The sequence below is a fragment of the Streptomyces sp. NPDC005496 genome (assembly GCF_042872045.1).
Taxonomy (GTDB): Bacteria; Actinomycetota; Actinomycetes; order Streptomycetales; family Streptomycetaceae; genus Streptomyces.
Genome location: NZ_JBIAJQ010000002.1, coordinates 758,456 through 779,918 on the forward strand (window position 1 = coordinate 758,456; position 21,463 = coordinate 779,918).

The window sequence follows — 21,463 nt, forward strand, 5'->3', positions numbered from 1 at the left end:
CCGTACGGAAGCCGACACCGAGAGCGCGCGTGCTCGCCGCCGCGTGGCGCCCGGCCACCCCTCCCCCGCCGCTCAGCCGAGCGTGATCTTCACCGTCCAGGAGCCCGACGCCGTACGGTCCTCGGCCTCGACCCGGACGTTCTCGCCCGGCACCGTGAAGCTCTCGCCCAGCCCGACCGGCGCGTCCGCCAGCGGCGGGTAGACCGAGTCGTCCCAGCACCCCTCGGACCGGGGATGCGCGTCGAGCACCTCGATGGGACCGCCGCCCGACTCGGTCTCGCTGCGGACGCGGTACACGAGGACGCCCTGCGTGCAGGTCGCCCCGTCGTTGCCCTCCGGGGCGCGCACCTCGACGGCGAGCGCACTGTCCGGCCCGGTGCGCACCACGGCCAGCTTCGTGCCGCGCCCGGTCGTCAGCGTGCGGGCGCCGAGGCCCAGGGCGGGCCTCCCGGAACCGGTCGGCTGCTCGGCCGTGCCGGCGCTCCGTCCGCCCGCGCCGTCGAACTGCGCCCCCGGCTCCGGGGTCCGGTGGTCCGGTCCCACGCCTGCGGCGTCGGCGCCGGGGGGCTGCTCGTCCAAGCCCGGGAGCCGTCCGGCGGGACGCGGCCGGGCTCCCGGCATGCCCGGCTCCTCCGCGGCGTCAGCCGGCGGCGGGCCCGCGGCCGCCGTCCCCGCCGGCCCCGTGCCGAGCGGTTCGAGGGTGAGGCGGGTGCTGCCCGACCCCGAGACGCAGCTGACCTGGCGGGGTTCGAGCCAGCCCAGCTTCCACTTGTGCCAGCCGAACAGGTCCGGCGACAGGCCGAACTGACTGCCCATCAGGTCCCAGTCGCCGACATGGGTGTCCCAGTCGCCCTTGCCGTCGGAGGGCCGGTGGTAGAGGTCGGGCAGGTCGAAGACGTGGCCCGTCTCGTGGGCGAGGACGAGCCGGTCCGGCGGGTGCTTCTCGAAGACCGTGACCACCCGCCGGATCTCCTTGCCGTCGGCGCGCAGCGGAGTGTCGAGGTTGACCACCTTCGTCGCGTCCGAGTCGACGCCCGGCGCGTCCGGATCGGCCACGAGGTAGACGATGTCGTACCGCGAGAAGTCGACCCCGGCGTCGGCCGCCCGCAGCGCGTCGCGGAGGTAGGCGCCGCGGTGTGCGGCGTTCCAGTCGCGCCGTATGGCGTACGCCGTGGAGGGGCGTGGCATCCGGATCCACTGGCGCCGCGGGTGGGGGCGCAGCGTGAACTTGCCGTAGGAGGCTCGCTCGAAGAAGCGGGTGGTGGACGGGAAATAGTCGGCGGTGAGTTCGGCGGGTGTGGTCGTGGGCTCCGAATCGGGGAATGAAAGAAACACCATGACCGCGTCGAGGGCGCGGGTGGGGCGCGGATAGGAGGCGTTCCAGGTGTCGACGCCCTCCGAGTGGTGCGCCGGGGTCCGCTTCAGGACGCACGGCGCCGCGAGCGGTTCGGCCAGTGCCGGAGCGGTGACCAGTGAGGTGGCGGCCAGGGCGGTCAGCGAGGTGAAAGCGGCGGCGGTACTGCGCAGGCGGGGCGCCCCGTCACGGGTGAGACTCCGCAGGGCCTCGCGAGTGAGCCCCTTCAGTGGCAGCGGACGCGGCACGTCGACCTCCGGATGCGGTTTTCAGGACACCGCACCCAGACTGTGTGCATTTGTAGTACTACGCCCTGTTTGTCTGCACCAGAAGAGTGAGAGTGCTCGAAGGACGACACCCCGAGCACTCACAGAACGTCACAAGCGATCGCCGCAGGAAGGAAGCTGTCCAGGGGCGGGCAGAAACGATCTGCCAGAAGGGACGGTTCCGCCGGGACGCCGGAGAGTGGCTGGAAGGCCCCGGGGCCAACCTCTATGATCGGCACACTTTCCTGCACGGGCCCGGCTTGTGCGGCCGTCCCCCGTTCGGCCGAGTACCCCGACGAGACCCATACGAAGAACGAGTGCACTGCGGGAGCGAGCGGTGAGCGGAACGTCCGAAGGGCCGGCGCCCGCGGCAGACCTCATCCGGCCGGCCGTCACAGAGCGTCACATCGACACATCTCCTCGTACGCCCATGCCGTCCCACCCCACGGCCGGCGCGCCGCCGGGCACGGCCACCGCGGAGACCCGGAGCGAACCCGAGGAGACGCTGCACGAGGCGGTCGCCGACGCGCCGCTCGACGCCGTGTCCGCCCTCCGGACCGGCCGGACCTTCGGTGCCGCCTTCGCCGCCGCGCCGCTCGCCATGGCCGTCGTGGACCGCGAGGACCTGGTGGTCATCGCCAACGACACGCTGGGGCTGCTGCTGGGCACCGGCTCGGACGCGCTCGTCGGGCGGACCGCGTCCGACCTGGTGGACCTGGCGTCCGACCCCCGCACCTGGCACGCGTACCGCGAGGTGCTGGGCGGCCGGCAGGCACGGCTGCGCTGCACGCGCCGGATCAAGCACCCCGACGGGTACAGCCTCTGGGTGCAGGTGACGGTGACCCCGCTGCCCCAGGAGGAGGCGGTCCTGCTGTCCGTCGCCGACGTCAGCGCCCGGCGTGAACTCCAGGCACGGCTGCGGCACTTGCAGATGCACGACCCGGTGACCCGGCTGCCCAACCGCACCCTGTTCTTCGAGCGCCTGACGGCCGCGCTGGAGGCGGAGGCGTACGAGGAGAGCGGCACCGGCCGGATCGGCCTGTGCTACCTGGACCTCGACGGGTTCAAGGCGGTCAACGACACCCTCGGCCACCGCGTCGGCGACCGGCTGCTGGCGGCCGTCGCCGAACGGCTGACGCGCTGCGCCGAGCAGGCGGGGCACGCCAGGGCCGCCACGCCCCTGGTGGCCCGGCTCGGCGGCGACGAGTTCGCCCTGCTCGTGGAGGACTCCACCGGCACCGAACAGCTCGCCGACCTCGCCGAGTCGGTGCTGCGGGCACTGGAGGCACCCTTCGACCTGTCAGGACGGCGGCTGTCGGTGTCGGCGTCCATCGGCGTGGTGGAGCGGCACGCGGCGGGGACCACCGCGACCGGGCTGATGCAGGCCGCGGACACGACGCTGTACTGGGCCAAGGCCGACGGCAAGTCCCGCTGGACCCTCTTCGACCCGGAGCGCAACGCCCACCGCATGACGCGCCAGGCGCTGTCCTCCACCCTGCGCCCGGCCATCGACCGCGAGGAGTTCGTCCTCGAGTACCAGCCCCTGGTGAGCATGGAGGACGGCGGGGTGCGCGGGGTCGAGGCGCTGGTGCGCTGGAACCACCCGCAGTTCGGGATGCTGACGCCGAATCGGTTCATCGGACTCGCCGAGGAGGACGGCTCGATCGTGCAGCTGGGCCGGTGGGTGCTGGCCACCGCCTGCCGGCAGGCCCGGCGCTGGCAGCTCGACCACCCGGACACGAAGCCGATCTTCGTCAGCGTGAACGTGGCGGTGCGCCAGGTCTGGGACTCGGACCTCGTCGAGGACGTGGCGCACATCCTCGCCGAGACCGGACTCGCCCCGCATCTGCTGCAGTTGGAGCTCACCGAGTCCGCGGTGATGGGCTCGGCCGGCCGTCCCCTGCAGACCCTCCAGGCGCTCAGCGACATGGGCGTGCGCATCGCCATCGACGACTTCGGCACCGGGTACTCGAACCTGGCGTACCTCAGCCGGCTGCCGGTGTCGGTCCTGAAGCTGGACGGCTCCTTCGTCCGGGGCTTCCAGTACGAGAACCCCGACGGCGCCGACGGCCACCCCAACCCCGCCGACGAGGTGATCGTGGAGGCCCTCATCCAGCTGGCCCACCGGCTCGGGCTGACGGTCACCGCGGAGTGCGTGGAGACCTCGGCCCAGGCGGGGCGGCTGCGCGGGATCGGCTGCGACACCGGGCAGGGGTGGCTCTACTCCCGCCCGGTGGCACCGGACCGCATCGCCGAGCTGCTGACGGCTCCGGCCGTTCAGGCGGGCGCGGGCAAACCGTAGGCGTCCGCGATCAGTTCGTAGGAGCGCAGCCGCACGTCGCCACCGTGCGCGTTGCCCGTGATCATCAACTCGTCGGCGCCGGTGCGCTTCTGGAGGTCGTCGAGGCCGGACCGCACCTCGTCGGCGGTGCCGTGGATGACGTTGGCGTTCCAGCTGTCGACGAACTCCCGCTCCATGGGCGAGAAGTCGTAGGCCTCCGCCTCCTCGGGCGTCGGCACCAGGCCGGGGCGGCCGGTGCGCAGCCGGACCATGTTGAGGGCGGCGGCGAGGACCTGGCGGCGGGCCTCCTTCTCGTCGTCCGTGGCGAGGGCGGAGACGCCGATGAGGGCGTACGGCGCGTCCAGGACCGCGCTCGGCCGGAAGGACTCGCGGTAGAGGTCCAGGGCCGGGATCGTGTTCTGGGCCGAGAAGTGGTGGGCGAAGGCGAACGGCAGGCCGAGGACGCCGGCCAGCCGGGCGCTGAAGCCGGAGGAGCCCAGCAGCCAGACGGGGGGCCGGTGCGGGGACTGCACGCCGCCGGGCGAGGTCGCCTGGACCGGGCCGGGGACGGCGTGGATGCGGGCGTAGGGGTGCCCGTCGGGGAAGTCGTCGTCCAGGAAGCGGATCAGCTCCGCGAGCTGCTCGGGGAAGTCGTCCGCGCCCTCGTTCAGCCGGTCCGTGCGGCGCAGGGCGGCGGCGGTGGCGCCGTCGGTGCCGGGGGCCCGGCCGAGGCCCAGGTCGACCCGGCCCGGGGCCATGGCCTCCAGCGTGCCGAACTGCTCGGCGATGACCAGCGGGGCGTGGTTCGGCAGCATCACGCCGCCCGAGCCGAGCCGGATGCGGTCCGTGTGGGCGGCCAGGTGGGCGAGGATCACGGCCGGTGAGGACGAGGCGACACCCGGCATCGAGTGGTGCTCGGCGACCCAGTAGCGGTGGAAGCCGCGGGATTCCGCGAGACGGGAGATGGCGACGCTGGTGCGCAGCGCGTCGGTCGCGGTACGGCCCGCGCCGACCGTGACGAGGTCCAGTACGGAGAGGGGTACCGGGGCGGTGCCCTGCGCCCTGCCTCGGATTTCGTCCGTCTCTGCCACCGGGGTGCCTCCTGTTTGCTTCGTCGCGTGCTCCTCGTTCCACGAACAGGAGGGTGTCCCCGGTTATTCCCGGCGCCGGGTGGCGGTCAGGTCTGGACGACCGGTTCCCGGGTGAAGAGGGTGCCGAGTCCGGGGGCGTTCACGCGGCGGTCCGCGAGCCGCAGGGCCTCCCAGACGGTGACCTGGGCGGCGGTGAGGACGGGCTTGCCGAGTGCCCGCTCCAGGGCGGGGAGGTGGGAGGCGGTGTGCAGGGCGGTGTCGGGGAGGAGGACGGCGTCCGCGTCGGGACGGTCGCCCTCCCGGGCGAGGGCGAGGATCTCGGCCTCGCCCCAGGTGCCGGCGTGGGCGGCCGTGCCGGCCCCGGCCCCGCGCACCGCGACGACCTCGACGCCGGCGTCCCGCAGGAAGGACGCGAACAGCGCGGCGACGTCGTCGGGGTAGGCCGCCGCCGCGACCGCCACCCGCCGGGCGCCGATCTCGCGTACCGCGTGCGCGAAGGCGAGGGCGGTGGAGGAGGCGGGCAGACCCGCCGTCCGGGCGAGGCCGCGGATCTGCTCGTGGGCGCCTTCCCAGCCGTACACGAAGCTGCCGCCGGCGCAGGCCCACACGACCGCCTCCGCGCCGGACAGCCGCAGCTCCTCCACGCCCGCCGCGAGCCGGGCCGCGGAGCCCGTCTCCCGCAGGGCGTCGACGCGGTGGACGTCCTCGCCGAGGTCCGTGTGGACGAGGGGGAGGCGGACGTCGCTGCCCAGGAGCTGCTCCATGCGCGGATAGTCGTCCTCGGCCGAATGGCCCGGGTAAAGGAATCCGAGTGCGGTCATGCCCGACCTTCCTGTTCTTCCGGCGCTGCGGGCCGCCGCCGCGCGAAACCGGCCGGTCGGCGTCGGCGGGACCCACTGCCCGGGTACCCCGTCGGCGCCGCGGGGCCCACACCGTGAGCGGATCGGCCGGGATCACCGGGACGAGCGGTCCGGTCTCCGGCCGGGGAGCGTCCTACTGCGGGAGGGCGTCGTGGGTGGGCCGCCGACCACGGGGCCGTGTTGACGAAGGCCGGCCCGGGTGCGAGCGTGGGCGATCAGCGCAGCTCGGACGGCCTTTCCCTTCCAGAGAAGCGGACGCGCAGTGCGAAACGGTTCCTCCTCGATGTCCGGCGGCCGGTCCGGGACGACCCTGCTCGTCCTGGACGCCGAGCCGCTCCCCCGCCTCGGCCGGCTGACCGGGCGGGTGCGGATCGAGCACGCCGACGAGTCCACGCTGGCCGAGCGGCTGCCGTGGGCGGACGTGCTGCTGGTGTGGGACTTCACCTCGCACGCCGTGCGCCGCGCCTGGCCCGGCGAGGGCCCGCGGCCGCGGTGGGTGCACACGGCGAGCGCCGGCACGGACCACCTGCTGTGCCCCGAACTCGTCGCGTCCGACACCGTGGTGACGAACGCGCGCGGCGTCTTCGAGCAGCCGGTCGCGGAGTACGTCGCCGCCCTCGTCCTCGCGATGGCCAAGGACCTGCCGCGCACCTGGGCGCTCCAGCGCGAGCGGGAGTGGCGCCACCGCGAGTCGCAGCGGGTGGCGGGCACCCGGGCGTGCGTGGTGGGTTCCGGGCCGATCGGGCGCGCGATCGCGACGACCCTCAAGGCGCTCGGCGTCACGACGGCGCTGGTCGGACGCACCCCGCGGACCGGCGTCCACGGCCCCGGCGATCTGGACCGGCTGATGGCGCGGGCCGACTGGGTGGTGGCCGCGGCGCCGCTGACGGATGCCACCCGGGGCATGTTCGACGCCCGCCGCTTCGGGGTGATGCAGCCGTCCGCGCGCTTCGTCAACGTGGGGCGCGGTCGGCTCGTCGTGGAGGAGGCGCTGGCCGAGGCGCTGGCGAAGCGGTGGATCGCGGGCGCCGCGCTGGACGTCTTCGAGCACGAGCCGCTCGGCCCCGAGAGCCCGCTGTGGGACGTCCCCGGGCTGATCGTGTCGCCGCACATGAGCGGGGACACCGTCGGCTGGCGGGACGAACTCGGCGCGCAGTTCCTGGAGTTGTTCGACCTCTGGGAGAGCGGGAGGCCGCTGCGGAACGTGGTCGACAAGCAGCTCGGGTACGTACCCGGGCACTGAGGCACGCGCAGGGTCCTGACTCCTTGGAGGGGCGGATGACCGAACTCACCGAGCTGACCGCGCTACAACTCCTCGACGGGTACCGCAAGGGCGAGTTCAGTCCGGTGGACGCGACCCGCGCGGCCCTGGAGCGGGCCGGGCGGATCCAGCCCGCCGTCAACGCCTTCGTCCGCCTCGACGCGGACGAAGCCCTGGCGCGGGCGCGGGAATCGGCGGACCGCTGGCTGCGCGGCACGGCCACGGGGCTGCTCGACGGAGTTCCGGTGACCGTGAAGGACCTGGTCCTGCAGCGCGGCGGACCGACCCTGCGGGGCTCGACGACCGTGGATCCGCAGGGCCGTTGGGACGAGGACGCGCCCTCGGTGGCCCGGATGCGCGAGCAGGGCGCGGTCTTCCTCGGCAAGACGACGACGCCCGAGTTCGGCTGGAAGGGGGTCACGGACTCGCCGCTGTCCGGGGTGACCCGCAATCCGTACGACACCTCGCGCACGGCGGGCGGTTCCAGCGGCGGCGGCGCGGCGGCCGTGGCGCTGGGCGCGGGCCCGCTGTCGCTGGGCACGGACGGGGGCGGCAGCCTCCGCATCCCGGCGGCCTTCTGCGGGATCTTCGCGCTGAAGCCGACGTACGGACGGGTCCCGCTGTATCCGGCGAGCGCCTTCGGGTCGCTGGCGCACGTGGGCCCGATGACCCGGGACGCCGCGGACGCGGCCCTGCTGATGGACGTGATCAGCGGTCCCGACGTGCGCGACTGGTCGGCGCTCGGGCCGGCGGCCGGTTCCTTCCGGGCGGCGCTGGAGGGCGGGGTGCGCGGGCTGCGGGTGGCGTACTCGGCGTCCCTGGGCGGGCAGGTCGCGGTCCGTCCGGCGGTGGCGGCGGCGGTGCGGCGGGCGGTGGAGCGGCTGGCGGGGCTCGGGGCGTACGTCTCCGAGGCCGACCCGGACCTCACGGACCCGGTGGAGGCGTTCCACACGCTGTGGTTCAGCGGGGCGGCCCGGGTGACCCGGCGCCTCGGGCCCCGGCAGCGGGAGGTGCTCGACCCGGGCCTGCGGGAGATCAGCGCCCTCGGAGCCCGGTTCAGCGCGCTGGACTACCTGGCCGCCGTCGACGTACGGGCGGAGCTGGGGCGGCGCGCGGGGCTGTTCCACCGCTCGTACGACGTGCTGGTGACACCGACGCTGCCGCTGACCGCGTTCGAGGCGGGCGTGGAGGTCCCGAAGGGCTCGGGGCACCGTCGCTGGACGGGCTGGACCCCGTTCACGTACCCCTTCAACATGACGGGGCAGCCCGCCGCGAGCGTGCCCGTCGGGACGGACGCCGACGGGCTGCCGGTCGGCCTGCAGATCGTGGCCGCCCGCCACCGCGACGACGTGGTCCTGCGGACGGCCCACGCCCTGTACGCGGCGGGCGCGGCCGGAGTCGCACCCCCGGTGCCGACGGGGTCGAGGGCGCCGGGTCCACGAGCGGAGGGAACTGATCCGAATAACCCGGGTGGTCTCGGGTAGCCGCGCCGCCATGGCTCCACCACTTGGGAACGACACTCAGGACGTACACATAGGAAAACCCAGCCGGCGGTCGCTGCTCGCGGGTGCTTCGGCGCTCGGCGCGGTCGCCGCGCTGGGGGCGGCCGGCTGCAGCCGGGTGGCCACGGCCTCCGCCGCCGGGGGCGGTGACCTCCTCGGCCGGCTGCGGGCGCAGGGCGTCGTACGCCTCGGCATCGCCGGGGAGATCCCCTTCGGGTACATCGACCGGAACGGCGAACTGACCGGCGAGGCGCCGGAATTGGCGAAGGCCGTCTTCAAGCGGCTCGGCGTCGACCGGGTCCAGCCGGTGCCGACGGAGTTCGGCTCGCTCATCCCGGGGCTCAACTCCCAGCAGTTCGACGTGGTCTCCGCCGGGATGTACATCAACCCGGAGCGCTGCGAGCAGGTCATCTTCTCCGACCCGGACTACCAGATGCTGGACGCGTTCGTCGTCCGCAAGGGCAATCCGAAGGGGCTGCACGACTACAAGGACGTCGTCGAGAAGAAGGCCAGGTTCGCCACCGGCACCGGCTACGCGGAGATCGCGTACGCCGTCGAGGCCGGTTACAAGGAGAGCGACATCCTGATCGTGCCGGACCAGGTGGCCGGGCTGAACGCTGTGGAGGCGGGCCGCGTCGACGTGTTCGCCGGTACCGCGCTCACCGTGCGCGAGGTGGTCAGGAAGTCCGCGAAGACGGAGAGCACGAAGCCCTTCGCACCGCTGGTGAAGGGTAAACCGCACGTGGACGGGGGCGGGTTCGCCTTCCGGCCGACCGAGACCCGGCTGCGGGACGCCTTCAACGCCGAGCTGCGCAAGCTCAAGGCGAGCGGTGAACTGTTTCGCATCCTGCGGCCGTTCGGCTTCACGAAGGCCGAGATGACCGACATGACCGCGAAGGAGCTCTGCCGCGGATGACCTCGGGACTCTGGGAACTCGTACTGAGGGGGATCTGGACCACCGTCCAGCTGCTGGTGCTCAGCGCGCTGCTGGCCGCGGCCGTCTCCTTCACGGTGGGCATCGCGCGCACCTCCCGGCTGTGGATCGTCCGCTTCCTCGCGGGCTTCTACACCGAGGTGTTCCGCGGCACCTCCGCGCTGATCATGATCTTCTGGGTGTTCTTCGTGCTGCCGCCCGCGTTCGGCTGGCAGCTGGTGCCCCTGTGGGCGGGCACGCTCGCGCTCGGCCTCACCTACGGCGCGTACGGCGCCGAGGTGGTGCGCGGCGCCCTGAACTCCGTCGACCCGGCGCAGCGCGAGGGCGGGATCGCGCTCAGCTTCACGCCCTGGCAGCGGATGCGGCTGATCCTGCTGCCGCAGGCCGTGCCGGAGATGATGGCGCCCTTCTCGAACCTGCTGGTGGAACTGCTCAAGGGCACCGCCCTGGTCTCCGTCATGGGCATGGGCGACCTGGCGTTCAGCGGCAACCTGGTGCGGCTGGCGCTCCAGGAGAGCGCGGAGATCTACACGTACGTCCTGCTGATCTACTTCGCGATCGCCTTCCTGCTCACTCGGATCATGCGCGGGCTGGAGCGACGGCTGAAGGCGGGGCTCGGCCGGGCGCCCGCGCCGAGCAGGACGTGGTCGCTGCGGCGTGCCGCGGCGGACACCGCGACCGTCGGCGCCGGGACCGGAGGTGCGCGATGACCTGGGACTGGAGCGCCGTCGGTGACTTCATGCCGCAGTTCCGGGACGGCCTGCTGATCACCCTGCAGGCGCTGGTGCTCGGCTCGCTGATCTCCTTCGCCCTCGGGCTGGTCTGGGCGCTGCTGATGCGCACGCCCTCGCGCTGGGTGCGCTGGCCGGTCGGGGTGGTCACGGAGTTCGTCCGCAACACCCCGCTGCTGGTGCAGCTGTTCTTCCTCTTCTACGTGCTGCCCGAATGGGGAGTCACGTTCTCCGCGCTGACCACCGGTGTGGTCGCGATCGGACTGCACTACTCGACGTACACGATGCAGGTCTACCGGGCCGGTATCGAGGCGGTGCCCGCCGGCCAGTGGGAAGCGGCCACGGCGCTCAACCTGCCCCGCACGCGCACCTGGACGGCGGTGGTCCTGCCGCAGGCGATCCGCCGGGTGGTGCCCGCGCTGGGCAACTACGTCATCTCGATGCTCAAGGACACACCGCTGCTGATGGCGATCACGGTCCTGGAGATGCTCGGCGAGGCACGGCTGTTCTCGCAGGAGCACTTCCAGTTCACCGAGCCCCTCACGGTCATCGGCGTGGCCTTCATCCTCATTTCCTATCCGGCTTCCCTCCTCATGCGAGCCCTGGAGCGACGTCTTGTCCGCTGACACCAATCCCGCACAGACCGTCGAGGACGCCGCGAAGACGGCCAATCCGCCGGTGGACGGCAGCGAGCTGATCCGCTTCGACAAGGTCACCAAGCGCTTCGGGGACAACACCGTCCTCGACGGGCTCGACTTCTCCGTCGACTCGGGCAAGCACGTCACGCTGATCGGCCCGTCCGGCTCCGGCAAGACGACGATCCTGCGGCTGCTGATGACCCTGACCAGGCCCGACGAGGGCACCATCAGAGTGGGCGGCGAGTACCTGACCCACGAGGAACGCAACGGCCGGCTGGTCCCGGCCGGCGAGAAGCACGTCCGCGAGGTCCGCAAGAACATCGGGATGGTCTTCCAGCAGTTCAACCTGTTCCCGAACATGAAGGTGCTGCGCAACCTCACCGAGGCGCCCGTCACCGTCCTCGGGATGTCCCGGGACGCGGCCGAGGAGCGGGCCCGGGAGCTGCTCGAACTGGTCGGGCTGACCGAGCACCTGGACAAGTACCCGAGCCAGCTCTCGGGCGGTCAGCAGCAGCGGGTGGCGATCGCCCGGGCGCTGGCCATGCGCCCCCAGGTGCTGCTGCTGGACGAGGTGACCTCGGCGCTCGACCCCGAGCTGGTGGCGGGCGTCCTGGACGTGCTGCGCGACATCGCCCGCACCACCGACATCACGATGCTGTGCGTGACCCACGAGATGAACTTCGCCCGTGACATCTCCGACCAGGTGCTGATGTTCGATTCCGGCCGGGTCATCGAGGCGGGCCCGCCGGAGAGGATCTTCGGTGACCCGGAGCACGACAGGACCCGGGAATTCCTCAGCGCGGTCCTCTGATCACGCGAAGTGAACAGGACAAGGCGCGAGGTCCCGCGCCTGGGGCATGACCACTGACCGATGACGCTGGCATATGCCAGGGTGGCGCGTTCCTGCTGAGCGAGGGGAACGCGCCGCCAATCTCATCAACGGACGGTCACCGCAAGCGCTTTGGCGGTTATCGTGAAGTGAGCCCACTGTCCGGGCTCCCTCTCTTCGAGACGGCCGAAAAGCGCAGGGGGAAACCGTGGCGCTGATGAACGAGCCGACCGCACCCCACCACTCGGCTCAGGACGCCCTGCGCGTCCTGGAGACGGTGGCGGGCCACGCGACCGGCATCACCGACATCCGACTCGCCCGCCTGACCGGCCTCGGCACGGAGCGCCTGACCACGCTCCTGCGGATGCTGCGTCGTGAGGGATACGTCGAGCAGGTCACCGACGGCGCCTACGTCGCCGGTGCCGCCCTCGGCAGGCTCAGCTCCGCGCACGGCCGCGACCAGGCCCTGCGGGAGAAGCTCCAGCACACCCTCGACCGGCTGCGCGACTCCTTGGGCGCCGCCGTCTACATCAGCCGCTACATCGACGGCGAGGTGCACGTCACCCAGTGCGCCGAGGGCCCTGCGACGCCCGCGGTCAACGAATGGGTGGACTTCCGCTCCTCCGCCCACGCCAGCGCCGTCGGCAAGAGCCTGCTGGGCCAGCTGGACCTGAACGGGCGGCGCGACCACCTCGCCCGCCACAAGATGGCCCGGCTCACCTCGCACACCATCACCAGCGAGCGGGTGCTGCTCAGCAGGCTGGACGCGCAGCCGCCCACGGTCCCGGTGCTCGACCTCCAGGAGTACGCGGTCGGCACGGTGTGCGCTGCCGTCCCCATCACCGCGGGCTCCTCGGTCGGCTGCCTCGCGCTGTCACTGCCGGTCGAGCACGCGCACCGGCTCCGCCGGGCCGCGGACACACTGAACCGGGGTGCGGCGCCGGTGCTCCTCTCCCTGGCCCTGTAGGACCCGTCCGGCGCGCCCGCGCGCACGGCCGATCGGGCCGGCGCCGGGTGGTCCGGAGCACCCCCGGGGACCGGGTATTATTTTTCATGTCGCCGCCCCGCGAGAGCGGGAGGCGAGAGTCATGCGCCGCTAGCTCAGTTGGTTAGAGCAGCTGACTCTTAATCAGCGGGTCCGGGGTTCGAGTCCCTGGCGGCGCACATCGCCGATGGCGAGGGGTGTTCACGAGCGATCGTGGACGCTCCTCGCCATCGCTGTTTTCCGCGCGGCCCGCGTCGCCCGGGTCGCCCAGCGCCCCGCCCCGCCCCGCCCCGCGCGACGGCTCCGGATCAGCCCCGCAGATAGGCCAGCACCGCGAGGACCCGGCGGTGGGTGTCCTCCGCCGGGGGCAGGTCCAGCTTCCCGAGGATGTTCCCGATGTGCTTGCCGACGGCGGCCTCGGTGACGACCAGCTCCCGCGCGATCGCCCCGTTCGACCTGCCCTCCGCGACCAGCCCGAGCACCTCCCGCTCGCGGGGTGTCAGCGCCGCCAGCGGGTCACGCCGGCGCCGCAGCAGCTGCCGTACGACCTCGGGGTCGACGACCGTGCCGCCGGCCGCGACCCGTTCCACCGCCTCCGCGAACTGCTCGACCTGCCCGATGCGGTCCTTGAGCAGATAGCCGACGCCGGTGCCGTCCCCGGTGTCGAGGAGGTCGGCTGCGTAGGCGCGCTGGACGTACTGGCTGAGCACCAGGACCGGCAGCGCCGGATCGTCCGTGCGCAGGGCGAGGGCGGCGCGCAGCCCCTCGTCCTGGAAGCCCGGGGGCATCCGTACGTCGGTCACGACGAGGTCCGGCGCGTGCTGGGGAACCGCCCGCCGCAGGGCGTCCGCGTCCCCGACCGCCGCGACGACCTCGTGCCCGAACCGGGCCAGCACGCCCACGAGTCCCTCGCGCAGCAGCACGCTGTCCTCGGCCAGTACGACTCTCAGCGGGGCAGGCACGGAATCTCCAGGCACAGGACGGTCGGCCCGCCGGCCGGGCTCGTGACGGTCAGTGTGCCATCGAGGGCCGCGAGCCGGTCGGCAAGTCCGGTCAGGCCCGAGCCGCGCACCGGGTCCGCGCCGCCCCGTCCGTCGTCCCGCACCTCCACCCGCAGCCGCCCCCGGGCGTGAGCGCCGGTGATCCGGGCCTGCCCGGCGCCGCTGTGCCGCCCGACGTTCGCGAGCGCCTCCCGGACCGCGAAGTACACGGCCGACTCCACCGGCTCCTCGAACCTCGGCAGCTCCACCGCCACCTCCACCGGGACGGCGGACCGGTCGGCGGCGTCCGCGATCGCGTCCCCGAGCCCGTAGTCCGCGAGCACCTGCGGATGGATGCCGTGGATCAGCTCCCGCAGCTCCAGCAGGACCTGCTCCGACTCCCGCTGGGCGGCGGCGAGCCGGGCGGCCAACTCGGGCGGAGCGTCGAGACGCAGCAGACCCAGGTTCATGCCGAGCGCCACCAGCCGCTGCTGCGCCCCGTCGTGCAGGTCCCGCTCGATGCGCCGCCGCTCCGCCTCGAACGCGGCCACCAGCCGGGCCCGCGACCGTGTCACCTCGGCCAGCCGCTGCTCCGCCTCCCGCGGGGCGAGCAGCAGCCGGGCGAGCGCGGCGCGGGCCCGGGCGTACCGGTCGAGCGGCCACAGCAGCAGGAGCAGGAGGACGGCGCCCGTGGCGGCGCAGAGGGCCGCCGAGGCGTACGAGTCGACCGGCCAGAGCTTGACGACGCGGGTGTCGCCGCCGGACAGCGCGAGCTGCACGGGCGCCACGGCCATGGCGGCGGGGACCAGGACCGCCGCGGTCAGCACGAGCAGGTCCAGCGGCCACAGGACGGACGCGAGCAGCACGGTGTACGCCAGTTCGCGCCAGGTCGCGGGCTCGGTCAGCCGCAGCCGGGCCCAGGCGGCGAGGCCCGGTTCGTCCGGGGTGCGGTGGGGGCTGCCCCCGTCCGGCGGGCCCGGCAGCGCGGACGCCGGGCCGGCGAGGCGCAGCCGCCGCCTCTCCAGGACTCCGACGGGCACCCCGGACAGGGCGAGCAGCACCAGCAGGGGCAGGCCCACCAGGAGCGGGGTGAGCGCGACGCCGACGACACCGAGGACCAGCAGGCCCACCAGGATCGGGGCGCCGGTCAGGACGCCGGTGACGAGATAGGCGAACGCGCGTACCGGGCCCCGGCGCAGGCTGCTGATCATGCGCCCACGGTAGGCGGCGGCGGGAGGCGCGGACCATACGCGCAGCGGGCGTCCCGGGGGTGGGCCCAGACCTACCTTCCGGGGGCGGTGGCCGGCTCCGCGCGCGGTCGGACAGCTCCCCGTCCTACCTCCGCAGCAGCTCCTCCCGGCCGCGGGCCCGGTACTCCTCCTCCAGGCCTGCCAGGTCCGGGGCCGTCAGTCTGCGGTAGGCGTCCTCGCCCGCCGGCCGCCACCAGACGGGGTCGGGGCAGCGGAACCCCTGCCGTCGCAGCCCCGCCCGGTGGATCTTGTTGGTGGCGGTGACGGGCATGCGGTCGACGGCCCGCACGAACCGCGGGGCCATCTTGGTGCCGAGGTCCGGCTGGGCGCGCAGGAACCCGGCGAAGGCGTGCGGGTCGAAGGACGCGGCGCCGGAGCGCAGGGCGAGCGTCGCCATCACCTGGTCGCCCGCCACCGGGTCCGGCACGGCGTAGACGGCGACGGCGACGGCCCGCTCGTACCGGGCGAGGATGTTCTCGATCATGGCGGCGGCGAGGTTCTCGCTGTCGACGCGCAGCCGGTCGTCGGTGCGGCCCGCGAAGTACAGGAACCCGTCGGGGTCGCGGTAGAAGAGGTCGCCCGTCCAGTACCAGCCCTCGCGCAGGCGGGCCCGGTCGGCCTCGGGGTTGCGCCAGTACCCCTCGAAGGGGTTGGGCCCCCGGTTCACCAACTCCCCTATCGCCGCTTCGCCGTTGAGCAACCGTCCGTCGGCGGCGAACTCCGCCGCCGGGCACTCCTCGCGGGTGAGCGGGTCGACCACGGCGAGGTCGTCGCCGGGTGCCGCCCGGCCGACGGCGCCCGGCGGGGTGCCGGGCGCCCACTGGATGGCCGCGCCGCCCTCCGAGGAGCCGTAGCCCTCCACCAGCCGTACGCCGAAGCGCCGTTCGAAGGCCGCCGCGTCCACGGCGCCCGCCTCGGTGCCGAAGCCGAGGCGCAGCGGGTTGTCGCGGTCGTCGGGCCGGGCGGGGGTCGCGAGGAGGTACTGCACGGCCCGTCCGACGTAGGTGAAGTAGGTGGCACCGCAGGCCCGTACGTCGGTGAGGAACGCGGAGGCGGAGAAGCGCCGGCGCAGCGCGACCCCGGCGCCGGCCGCGAGCGCGGGCGCCCAGTCGGCGATCACCGCGTTGCCGTGGAACATCGGCATGCAGATGTAGTGGACGTCGTCGCGGCGCACCCCGAAGTGGCCGGCGAGCGAGTGTCCGGCGGCGGCCAGGCGGCCCTGGGTGCAGATCGCCGCCTTGGGGGCGCCGGTCGAGCCGGAGGTGAAGTACAGCAGGAGGCGGTCGGACGGGACGGCCCGGGAGGTGTCCGGACCGGCGCCCTCGTACGGGGCGAGCAGGGCCGCGTAGGCGTCGGTGCCGGTCACCAGGACGCGTACGCCCGGGAGTTCGAGGCCGGCGAGCAGCGGCAGGTGCGCCTGCTCGGTGACCAGCACCCGGCAGTCGGTGTGGCGGATGTCGCGAACCAGTTCGGGGCCGCGCCGGGTCGGGTTGATCCCGGCGACGGCGGCCCGGGCCAGGGCCGCCGCGCCCAACCACATCGGGTACTCCGGGGTGTTGTCGAGCAGCACGCCCACGTGCGGTGGCGCGCCGGGCGGCAGCAGGTCGGCCAGGAGGGCCGCCCGGGCCGCCGCGCCGGCGGTCACCTGGTGGTGGCTGAGCACGCGGCCCTCGAACCACAGCCCGGGCCGGTCGTCCCCCCAGCCCGCTCCCACGAGCTCCGCGACGGTGCGTCTGATGGACCCCATGGCAGCGCACCATAACTGACGGTACGTCAGATGGCGATGGTCACGACGCCTCCACCGAAGGCGAGGGCGTCGGTCGTCACGGGACAGGGGCTGTCCGAGGTCGCGGCCTCACCAGTACTCGACCGCCACCTTGGTGAGGATGACGACCGCAACCCCGAGGACGACGAGACAGACCGTCGTCACGAACGTGTCCTTGCCGGGCCGGGGCTCCGAGGCGGTGGCCTTGTCGGGCTCGTCGCCCGCGTAGTACACGAGCGCCTCACCGCCCGCGTCCAGGCTCGCGGGGCCTCCCGCCTCCTTGAAGCGGACGGCCACACCGTCGGCCGTGGTGAAGTCGTACTCGTGCCACTGGGTGCGCTGCGGAACGTTGTTGACCATCCGGACGGTGACCCAGGCGCGCACCACCCGCGCACGTGCGGTGAGCCCGCTCTCCCAGGCGGCGCGGCGTTCCCGCGTCCGGCGCACGATCGCCCAGGCGGCCCAGAACAGCACCACGATGAGCAGCGGGAAGACTATGTGGAAGACGAAATCCATGCGCTACTTACCCCCGTACGTGAGAAAGGGTTCCACGTGCGGCGCGACCGGAGTCGGTCACGGCGCACGCGGACCCTATCCCGAGCGTTGTCGGGAGCATGGCACCCGGGTGGCTCAGAAGGTGACGTCCGAGCAGGCGTAGAAGGCGTTCGCCGTGTCGGCCACCGTCCACACCGCGAGGATGACGTGGTGGCCGCTGCGCCCGCCGGGGATCGTGCCGCTGTGCGAGAGCGTGGACGGCGGGCGCTGGTTGTTGTAGGGGACGGTGAGGAACGGCGTGGTCTCCAGGTCCGAGCGGCTGAGCGCGTGGTTCTGGTTCCACCCGTTCTTGGTGATGTAGTACTTGAAGTCGGTCGTGGCGTGCATGGCCGTGAACTGCCACCGGAAGGTGTAGCTCTGGCCGCCGGTGACCCTGGTGGTGGGCCAGGCGCCGCCGCCGGGCTTCGTCGGCTGGTTCAGCGCACCGAAGTTGGCGTGGTTCGCCGAGCAGATCTGACCGTCGGCGGGGCCGCCCGCCGGGAAGCCCTTGGGGCCCTCGACGCTCTGCGGCTCCCACTGGATGTCACCGCACCCGGTCACGGTGCCGTTCTGGCAGAGCTTCTGCCGGCTGACGGGCAGGTCGGTGTAGCCGTGGCCGGTGGCGCCGCCGCTGGAGAGCACCAGCGCTCCGGTCGTGGCGAGACCGACCACGCCCGCGTACCACTTGGCCTTCTTGGTCGTCCGTATTCGCATGCTGCCGCTCCTGGAGAACGTGGGGGAGGTTCCGTGAGCCGTACGCGCATACCGCCATGTTCAGGTCTAGACCAAGTCCCAGATTATTACCGGCAGTTGAACATGTCCATACCAATCTCGGCGCCGGTTTCCGCACCGGCGCCGCTCCCCCGGCAACCGCTCAGTCAGCGTCGGCGGTGCGCCCCGTGCAGAACGCCACCGTCAAGTCCTTGACCAGCGCCTTGCGTTCGTAGTCGTCGAGGTCGACCAGGCCCCGCAAGGTCAGCCGGGTCACCGTGTCCTCGACCGAGTCGACGACGGAGGTGAGCACGGTGTCGCGGTGCTGGGCGTCCAGCGCGGCCAGCCGACGGCGCTGCATCCGGGAGGCGACCTCGGGGGCGTACTCGACCCGGACCGGCTGCACGGAGAACACCTCGATGCCCACCGGCGCCGTGTCCGCGGCCACCAGCCGGGTCAGCGCGTCGCCCGCCGCCTCGGTGTCGCGCAGCGTCGCACCGTCCTTGCCGGGCCCGCCGCGCCCCGCGGCCGGCGGGTCCGCGGGCAGCCGGCAGAGCACCCGGGACAGCGCCGCCTCCACGCACTCGCGCAGATACCCCTCGTGGTCCTCGACGCCGAGCGCGGCCCGCGCGGTGTCCTTGACCCGCCACACCACGAGGACCACCACCCGCAGCGCCACCCCGTTCGCGTCGACGGCGGGCATCGGCTCGCTGCGCCAGTGCCGCAGCCGTACGTCGATCCGGCGGCGCAGCACCAGCGGGTTGACCCACATCAGACCGGTGCGCCGGACGGTGCCCCGGTAGCGCCCGAACAGGCCGAGCACCCAGGCCCGGCCGGTCCGGCCGCGGGCCAGCCCGCCGAAACCGAGGAGGGCGAGCGCGCCGGAGGCGGCGAACCCGGCCCACTGCGCGGGACCCGGTCCCGCGCCCGCGAGACCGGCGGGCAGCCCCGGCGGCGTCACGGCGGCCGGCAGCACCCCCGCCCACCACGAGGTGAACAGGCAGCCGGCCACCCCGCAGACCCCGGCCAGCACCCCCGCGGCGCCGGGCAGCACCCGCGCCGGGCGCTCCGCCAGTTCGGGGTCGACCTCCGGGACCGGGCGGGCCCGTACCGGTGCGGGGCGCCTGACCCGGGGCTGTTCGCCCGTGCCGCGCCGGCGGCCCACCACGGCGGGCGCGACCGGTACGGCGACGGGGTCGGGGTCGTCCCGGAAGAGCAGATGGACGGGGATCTCGGTGGTCGCCTCGTTGTGGATGAGCCGGGCCGGCCGCAGCACGGCCTCGGCCGCCGTCTCCAGGGGGGCGGACGGCGCCCCCTCGGACTCCGGGGTGTGTGACGTCGTCGTGGTCATACGTGCCTCCATGCCTCCGCGCCTGGAAGGGTTGTCACGAATTGCGCCGGTACACGACCGGCCCGGCACGCAGCCGCGCGAGTGCGGATGCGGCCGTACCGGCACGGGGCGCACCGGCGCGCGGGCCGGTGCACGGGTGCGTGCCGGGTGGTGCGTCCTGCGAGGTGCGTCAGGAGAAAAGCCGCCGCCAGGTCTCCGGGCCCGGATAGCCGTCCGCCGCGCCGCCGCGCCAGCCCTGGGCCCGCTGGAACGCCTCGACGTTGCGCCGGTCCGCCTCGCCCCAGCGCGGCCCGGGGCCCTTGGTGTAGTGCGTGCCGAATCCCTTCTCGACCAGCTGTTCGCCGAGCCGGGTGACGTAGGCGTTGACCGCGCCCGGCCGGAACAGCGCCCGGCCCGGGTAGCCGGGCACCCCGTGCGAGGAGGGGTCCGGCACCGCGGGTCCCGGCGTCCCGGCCGCCGGGATGTCCTTGCCCCTGCCGCCGACCAGGTACGACCAGGTCGTCGGCCCCGGCAGCCCGTCGGCGTCCGCCCCGCTCCATCCCTGGGCCCGCTGGAACGCCTGGGTGGCCCTGCGGTCCGCGTCCGACCAGCGCGGGCCCGGTCCCGTCGTGTAGAAACGGGCGCCGCCGCGCTGCACCAGGAGCCGCCCCAGCCGGGTGACGTGCGCGTTGTCCGCGCCCGGCCCGAAGTACCCGGCGCCCGGGAAGCGCGAGGTCCCGCCCTCCTGCCCGTCCGGGTCGGTGGGTCCCGGACCGCCCGCCGGTTCCTCGCTCACCCCCTTGGGGCGGTAGGCCACGTAGCGGCCGGAGTTGCTCCAGTACGCGTAGGGGGTCGACTGCTTGCGGGTGTGCGGGCGGGTCTGCTCGTAGGCGATGTAGTAGGTGCGCGTGTAGTCGGCCCAGCCGCCGAAGATGACCACGTGCGAGCCGTTCTGCGGGTTGCTCGGGTTGTGGAAGAGCAGGATGTCGCCGGGCTCCAGCCGGTCCTTGGACGTCCGGACGCCGTAGGCGGGAAGGCTGCCCGTCCACTCGTTCCCGTCCAGGTTCCAGGCCATCGAGACGAAGCCCGAGCAGTCCTGCCGGTACCCGTCCGACCAGTACGCGGTCATGCTGTACGGCACCTCGGCGGCGACCCACTTCTTGGCCCGGTTGATGATCTCGGCCCGGGTGGTGGCGGGTGCCGCGGCCAGGGTCCCCGGCCCGCCGGGGCGGGCCGGGCGACCGGACGGGCCGTGCAGCGGGGCCGTGCGGCCCTGCGGGGTGTCGGGCTCGTCCCCCGCGGGGAGGCCGGGTCTGGCCGGGCCGTGGGTGACGGCGACGGCGGGGGCGGGGTGGCCCGCCCCGAGGACGGTGCCCGCCGCCGCGGCGAGCGCGAGGGCCCCCCGCGCCGCGGGACGGACGGCACCGGTCGCCGGTGCGCCGGACGCCTGGGCGCCCCCCGCACGGCGCCGGCCGGTACAGCCGGGGCAGTCGCAGTCGCTCGCGGGATCGAATTCCTCGAATACCGGAGTCTCCATGCGATCGCCCTCACACTCCAGGTGGAAATGTCCGCATTTCTGCACGATCGTCAGTTTCTCAACTGTCGGCCGTTGTCGCATGCTGACGGTCCGAATGATGTACGGCACCCTCCGTGCACGCCGACTCACCGGCCGTCGGCGGGCCGGACCACCTCCCGGAATCGGGTAGAGTTCTCCAGGTCAGCGCGCGCCGCTAGCTCAGTTGGTTAGAGCAGCTGACTCTTAATCAGCGGGTCCGGGGTTCGAGTCCCTGGCGGCGCACAGACAGACGAAGAGGCCCCTCACCATCGGTGAGGGGCCTCTTCGCCGTCTCCACAGCGGCGACAAGAGACCCCTTCTTCGCACACACGTCCCATTCACAGACGTATGACCGATTGCTACCTCATTGCGTATCTTGCGATCATGCCGGACGGCGTAGAACCCTGGGGCCTCAAGGGACTGCCCATCTGAGGCAGTTGGGGCGCCCGGGCCGGATGTGCCGCCATGGGGGGATCGAGGGATTCCACTCATGGACGGATGCCGAGGGGGGCATCATGCAACCGGAAGGCCGTCGTTTTATGTCCATAACGACATAAACGATCTGGTTTACGGCAGCCTGCCACTGATGCGTCCGGGACGGTCGAG

At 73.2% G+C, this 21,463-nt stretch carries 18 protein-coding genes and 2 tRNA genes; 10 read left to right on the forward strand and 10 right to left on the reverse strand.

Features of this window, described 5'->3' with window-relative positions; genetic code table 11:
- Window positions 1-72: 72 nt before the first annotated feature.
- Complete coding sequence (locus ACFYQQ_RS07825; RefSeq protein WP_388903875.1) at window positions 73-1,602, reverse strand: M6 family metalloprotease domain-containing protein; 1,530 nt, start codon at window positions 1,600-1,602, stop codon at window positions 73-75.
- A 355-nt stretch (window positions 1,603-1,957) separates the two neighbouring features.
- Here ACFYQQ_RS07825 and ACFYQQ_RS07830 point away from each other — a divergent pair, with 355 nt between their 5' ends.
- Window positions 1,958-3,922, forward strand: a complete 1,965-nt coding sequence (locus ACFYQQ_RS07830) for a bifunctional diguanylate cyclase/phosphodiesterase (RefSeq protein WP_356173147.1) — start codon at window positions 1,958-1,960, stop codon at window positions 3,920-3,922.
- Here ACFYQQ_RS07830 and ACFYQQ_RS07835 read toward each other — a convergent pair.
- Both ACFYQQ_RS07835 and ACFYQQ_RS07840 read right to left on the reverse strand, forming a co-directional pair.
- Window positions 3,898-4,992: an LLM class flavin-dependent oxidoreductase gene (locus ACFYQQ_RS07835; protein ID WP_355782198.1), complete on the reverse strand. Its 1,095-nt coding sequence runs from the start codon at window positions 4,990-4,992 to the stop codon at window positions 3,898-3,900. The two genes, ACFYQQ_RS07830 and ACFYQQ_RS07835, sit on opposite strands and share 25 nt — an antisense overlap.
- 86 nt (window positions 4,993-5,078) lie before the next feature.
- Window positions 5,079-5,813, reverse strand: coding sequence for a decarboxylase (locus tag ACFYQQ_RS07840; RefSeq protein WP_355782201.1), 735 nt, complete (start codon window positions 5,811-5,813; stop codon window positions 5,079-5,081).
- Window positions 5,814-6,135: 322 nt separating this feature from the next.
- On the opposite strand from ACFYQQ_RS07840, the gene ACFYQQ_RS07845 reads away from it, so the two are divergent.
- The 8 genes from ACFYQQ_RS07845 (at window position 6,136) to ACFYQQ_RS07880 (ending at window position 12,911) form a co-directional block, all read left to right on the forward strand.
- The gene (locus ACFYQQ_RS07845; protein WP_355782222.1) at window positions 6,136-7,095 is read left to right on the forward strand and encodes a D-2-hydroxyacid dehydrogenase; all 960 of its coding nucleotides are present in this window, start codon (window positions 6,136-6,138) and stop codon (window positions 7,093-7,095) included.
- 35 nt (window positions 7,096-7,130) lie between these two features.
- On the forward strand, window positions 7,131-8,597 hold the full coding sequence (locus ACFYQQ_RS07850; RefSeq protein WP_355782204.1) for an amidase: 1,467 nt from the start codon (window positions 7,131-7,133) through the stop codon (window positions 8,595-8,597).
- Window positions 8,598-8,607: 10 nt separating this feature from the next.
- Entirely contained in the window at window positions 8,608-9,531 is a 924-nt protein-coding gene (gene ehuB / locus ACFYQQ_RS07855) for an ectoine/hydroxyectoine ABC transporter substrate-binding protein EhuB (protein WP_355782207.1), read from the forward strand.
- On the forward strand, window positions 9,528-10,259 hold the full coding sequence (gene ehuC, locus ACFYQQ_RS07860; RefSeq protein WP_355782210.1) for an ectoine/hydroxyectoine ABC transporter permease subunit EhuC: 732 nt from the start codon (window positions 9,528-9,530) through the stop codon (window positions 10,257-10,259). The genes ehuB and ehuC overlap by 4 nt, the downstream gene beginning before the upstream one ends.
- A complete protein-coding gene (gene ehuD, locus ACFYQQ_RS07865; RefSeq protein ID WP_355782213.1) occupies window positions 10,256-10,906 on the forward strand; it encodes an ectoine/hydroxyectoine ABC transporter permease subunit EhuD in 651 nt (216 codons plus the stop codon). Before ehuC ends, ehuD begins: the two co-directional genes overlap by 4 nt.
- Window positions 10,896-11,729 carry an ectoine/hydroxyectoine ABC transporter ATP-binding protein EhuA gene (gene ehuA / locus ACFYQQ_RS07870; protein WP_388903880.1) on the forward strand — a complete coding sequence of 278 codons (834 nt, stop codon included), beginning with the start codon at window positions 10,896-10,898 and terminating at the stop codon, window positions 11,727-11,729. The genes ehuD and ehuA overlap by 11 nt, the downstream gene beginning before the upstream one ends.
- Window positions 11,730-11,955: 226 nt before the next feature.
- Window positions 11,956-12,714: an IclR family transcriptional regulator C-terminal domain-containing protein gene (locus ACFYQQ_RS07875; RefSeq protein ID WP_356173152.1), complete on the forward strand. Its 759-nt coding sequence runs from the start codon at window positions 11,956-11,958 to the stop codon at window positions 12,712-12,714.
- 123 nt (window positions 12,715-12,837) lie between these two features.
- Window positions 12,838-12,911, forward strand: a tRNA-Lys gene (locus tag ACFYQQ_RS07880).
- Window positions 12,912-13,040: 129 nt separating this feature from the next.
- Here the strand turns inward: ACFYQQ_RS07880 and ACFYQQ_RS07885 are convergent.
- The 7 genes from ACFYQQ_RS07885 to ACFYQQ_RS07915 all read right to left on the reverse strand — a co-directional run bounded on the left by ACFYQQ_RS07885 (window position 13,041) and on the right by ACFYQQ_RS07915 (window position 20,839).
- Window positions 13,041-13,694, reverse strand: coding sequence for a response regulator transcription factor (locus ACFYQQ_RS07885; RefSeq protein WP_356173155.1), 654 nt, complete (start codon window positions 13,692-13,694; stop codon window positions 13,041-13,043).
- Window positions 13,679-14,923, reverse strand: a complete 1,245-nt coding sequence (locus ACFYQQ_RS07890) for a sensor domain-containing protein (RefSeq protein WP_356237635.1) — start codon at window positions 14,921-14,923, stop codon at window positions 13,679-13,681. The genes ACFYQQ_RS07885 and ACFYQQ_RS07890 overlap by 16 nt, the downstream gene beginning before the upstream one ends.
- Before the next feature lie 124 nt (window positions 14,924-15,047).
- On the reverse strand, window positions 15,048-16,709 hold the full coding sequence (locus ACFYQQ_RS07895; protein WP_388903884.1) for an AMP-binding protein: 1,662 nt from the start codon (window positions 16,707-16,709) through the stop codon (window positions 15,048-15,050).
- Between the two features lie 108 nt (window positions 16,710-16,817).
- A complete protein-coding gene (locus ACFYQQ_RS07900; RefSeq protein ID WP_355793452.1) occupies window positions 16,818-17,243 on the reverse strand; it encodes a hypothetical protein in 426 nt (141 codons plus the stop codon).
- A gap of 114 nt (window positions 17,244-17,357) precedes the next feature.
- Window positions 17,358-17,975 carry a lytic polysaccharide monooxygenase gene (locus tag ACFYQQ_RS07905; RefSeq protein ID WP_355793450.1) on the reverse strand — a complete coding sequence of 206 codons (618 nt, stop codon included), beginning with the start codon at window positions 17,973-17,975 and terminating at the stop codon, window positions 17,358-17,360.
- 160 nt (window positions 17,976-18,135) lie between these two features.
- Window positions 18,136-19,323 (reverse strand): SPFH domain-containing protein, encoded by a 1,188-nt coding sequence (locus tag ACFYQQ_RS07910; RefSeq protein ID WP_356173169.1) that lies wholly within the window; start codon window positions 19,321-19,323, stop codon window positions 18,136-18,138.
- A 169-nt stretch (window positions 19,324-19,492) separates the two neighbouring features.
- Window positions 19,493-20,839: a peptidoglycan-binding protein gene (locus tag ACFYQQ_RS07915; RefSeq protein ID WP_356173172.1), complete on the reverse strand. Its 1,347-nt coding sequence runs from the start codon at window positions 20,837-20,839 to the stop codon at window positions 19,493-19,495.
- A 187-nt stretch (window positions 20,840-21,026) separates the two neighbouring features.
- Between ACFYQQ_RS07915 and ACFYQQ_RS07920 the strand changes: the two genes are divergently transcribed.
- Window positions 21,027-21,100, forward strand: a tRNA-Lys gene (locus ACFYQQ_RS07920).
- Window positions 21,101-21,463: the final 363 nt, after the last annotated feature.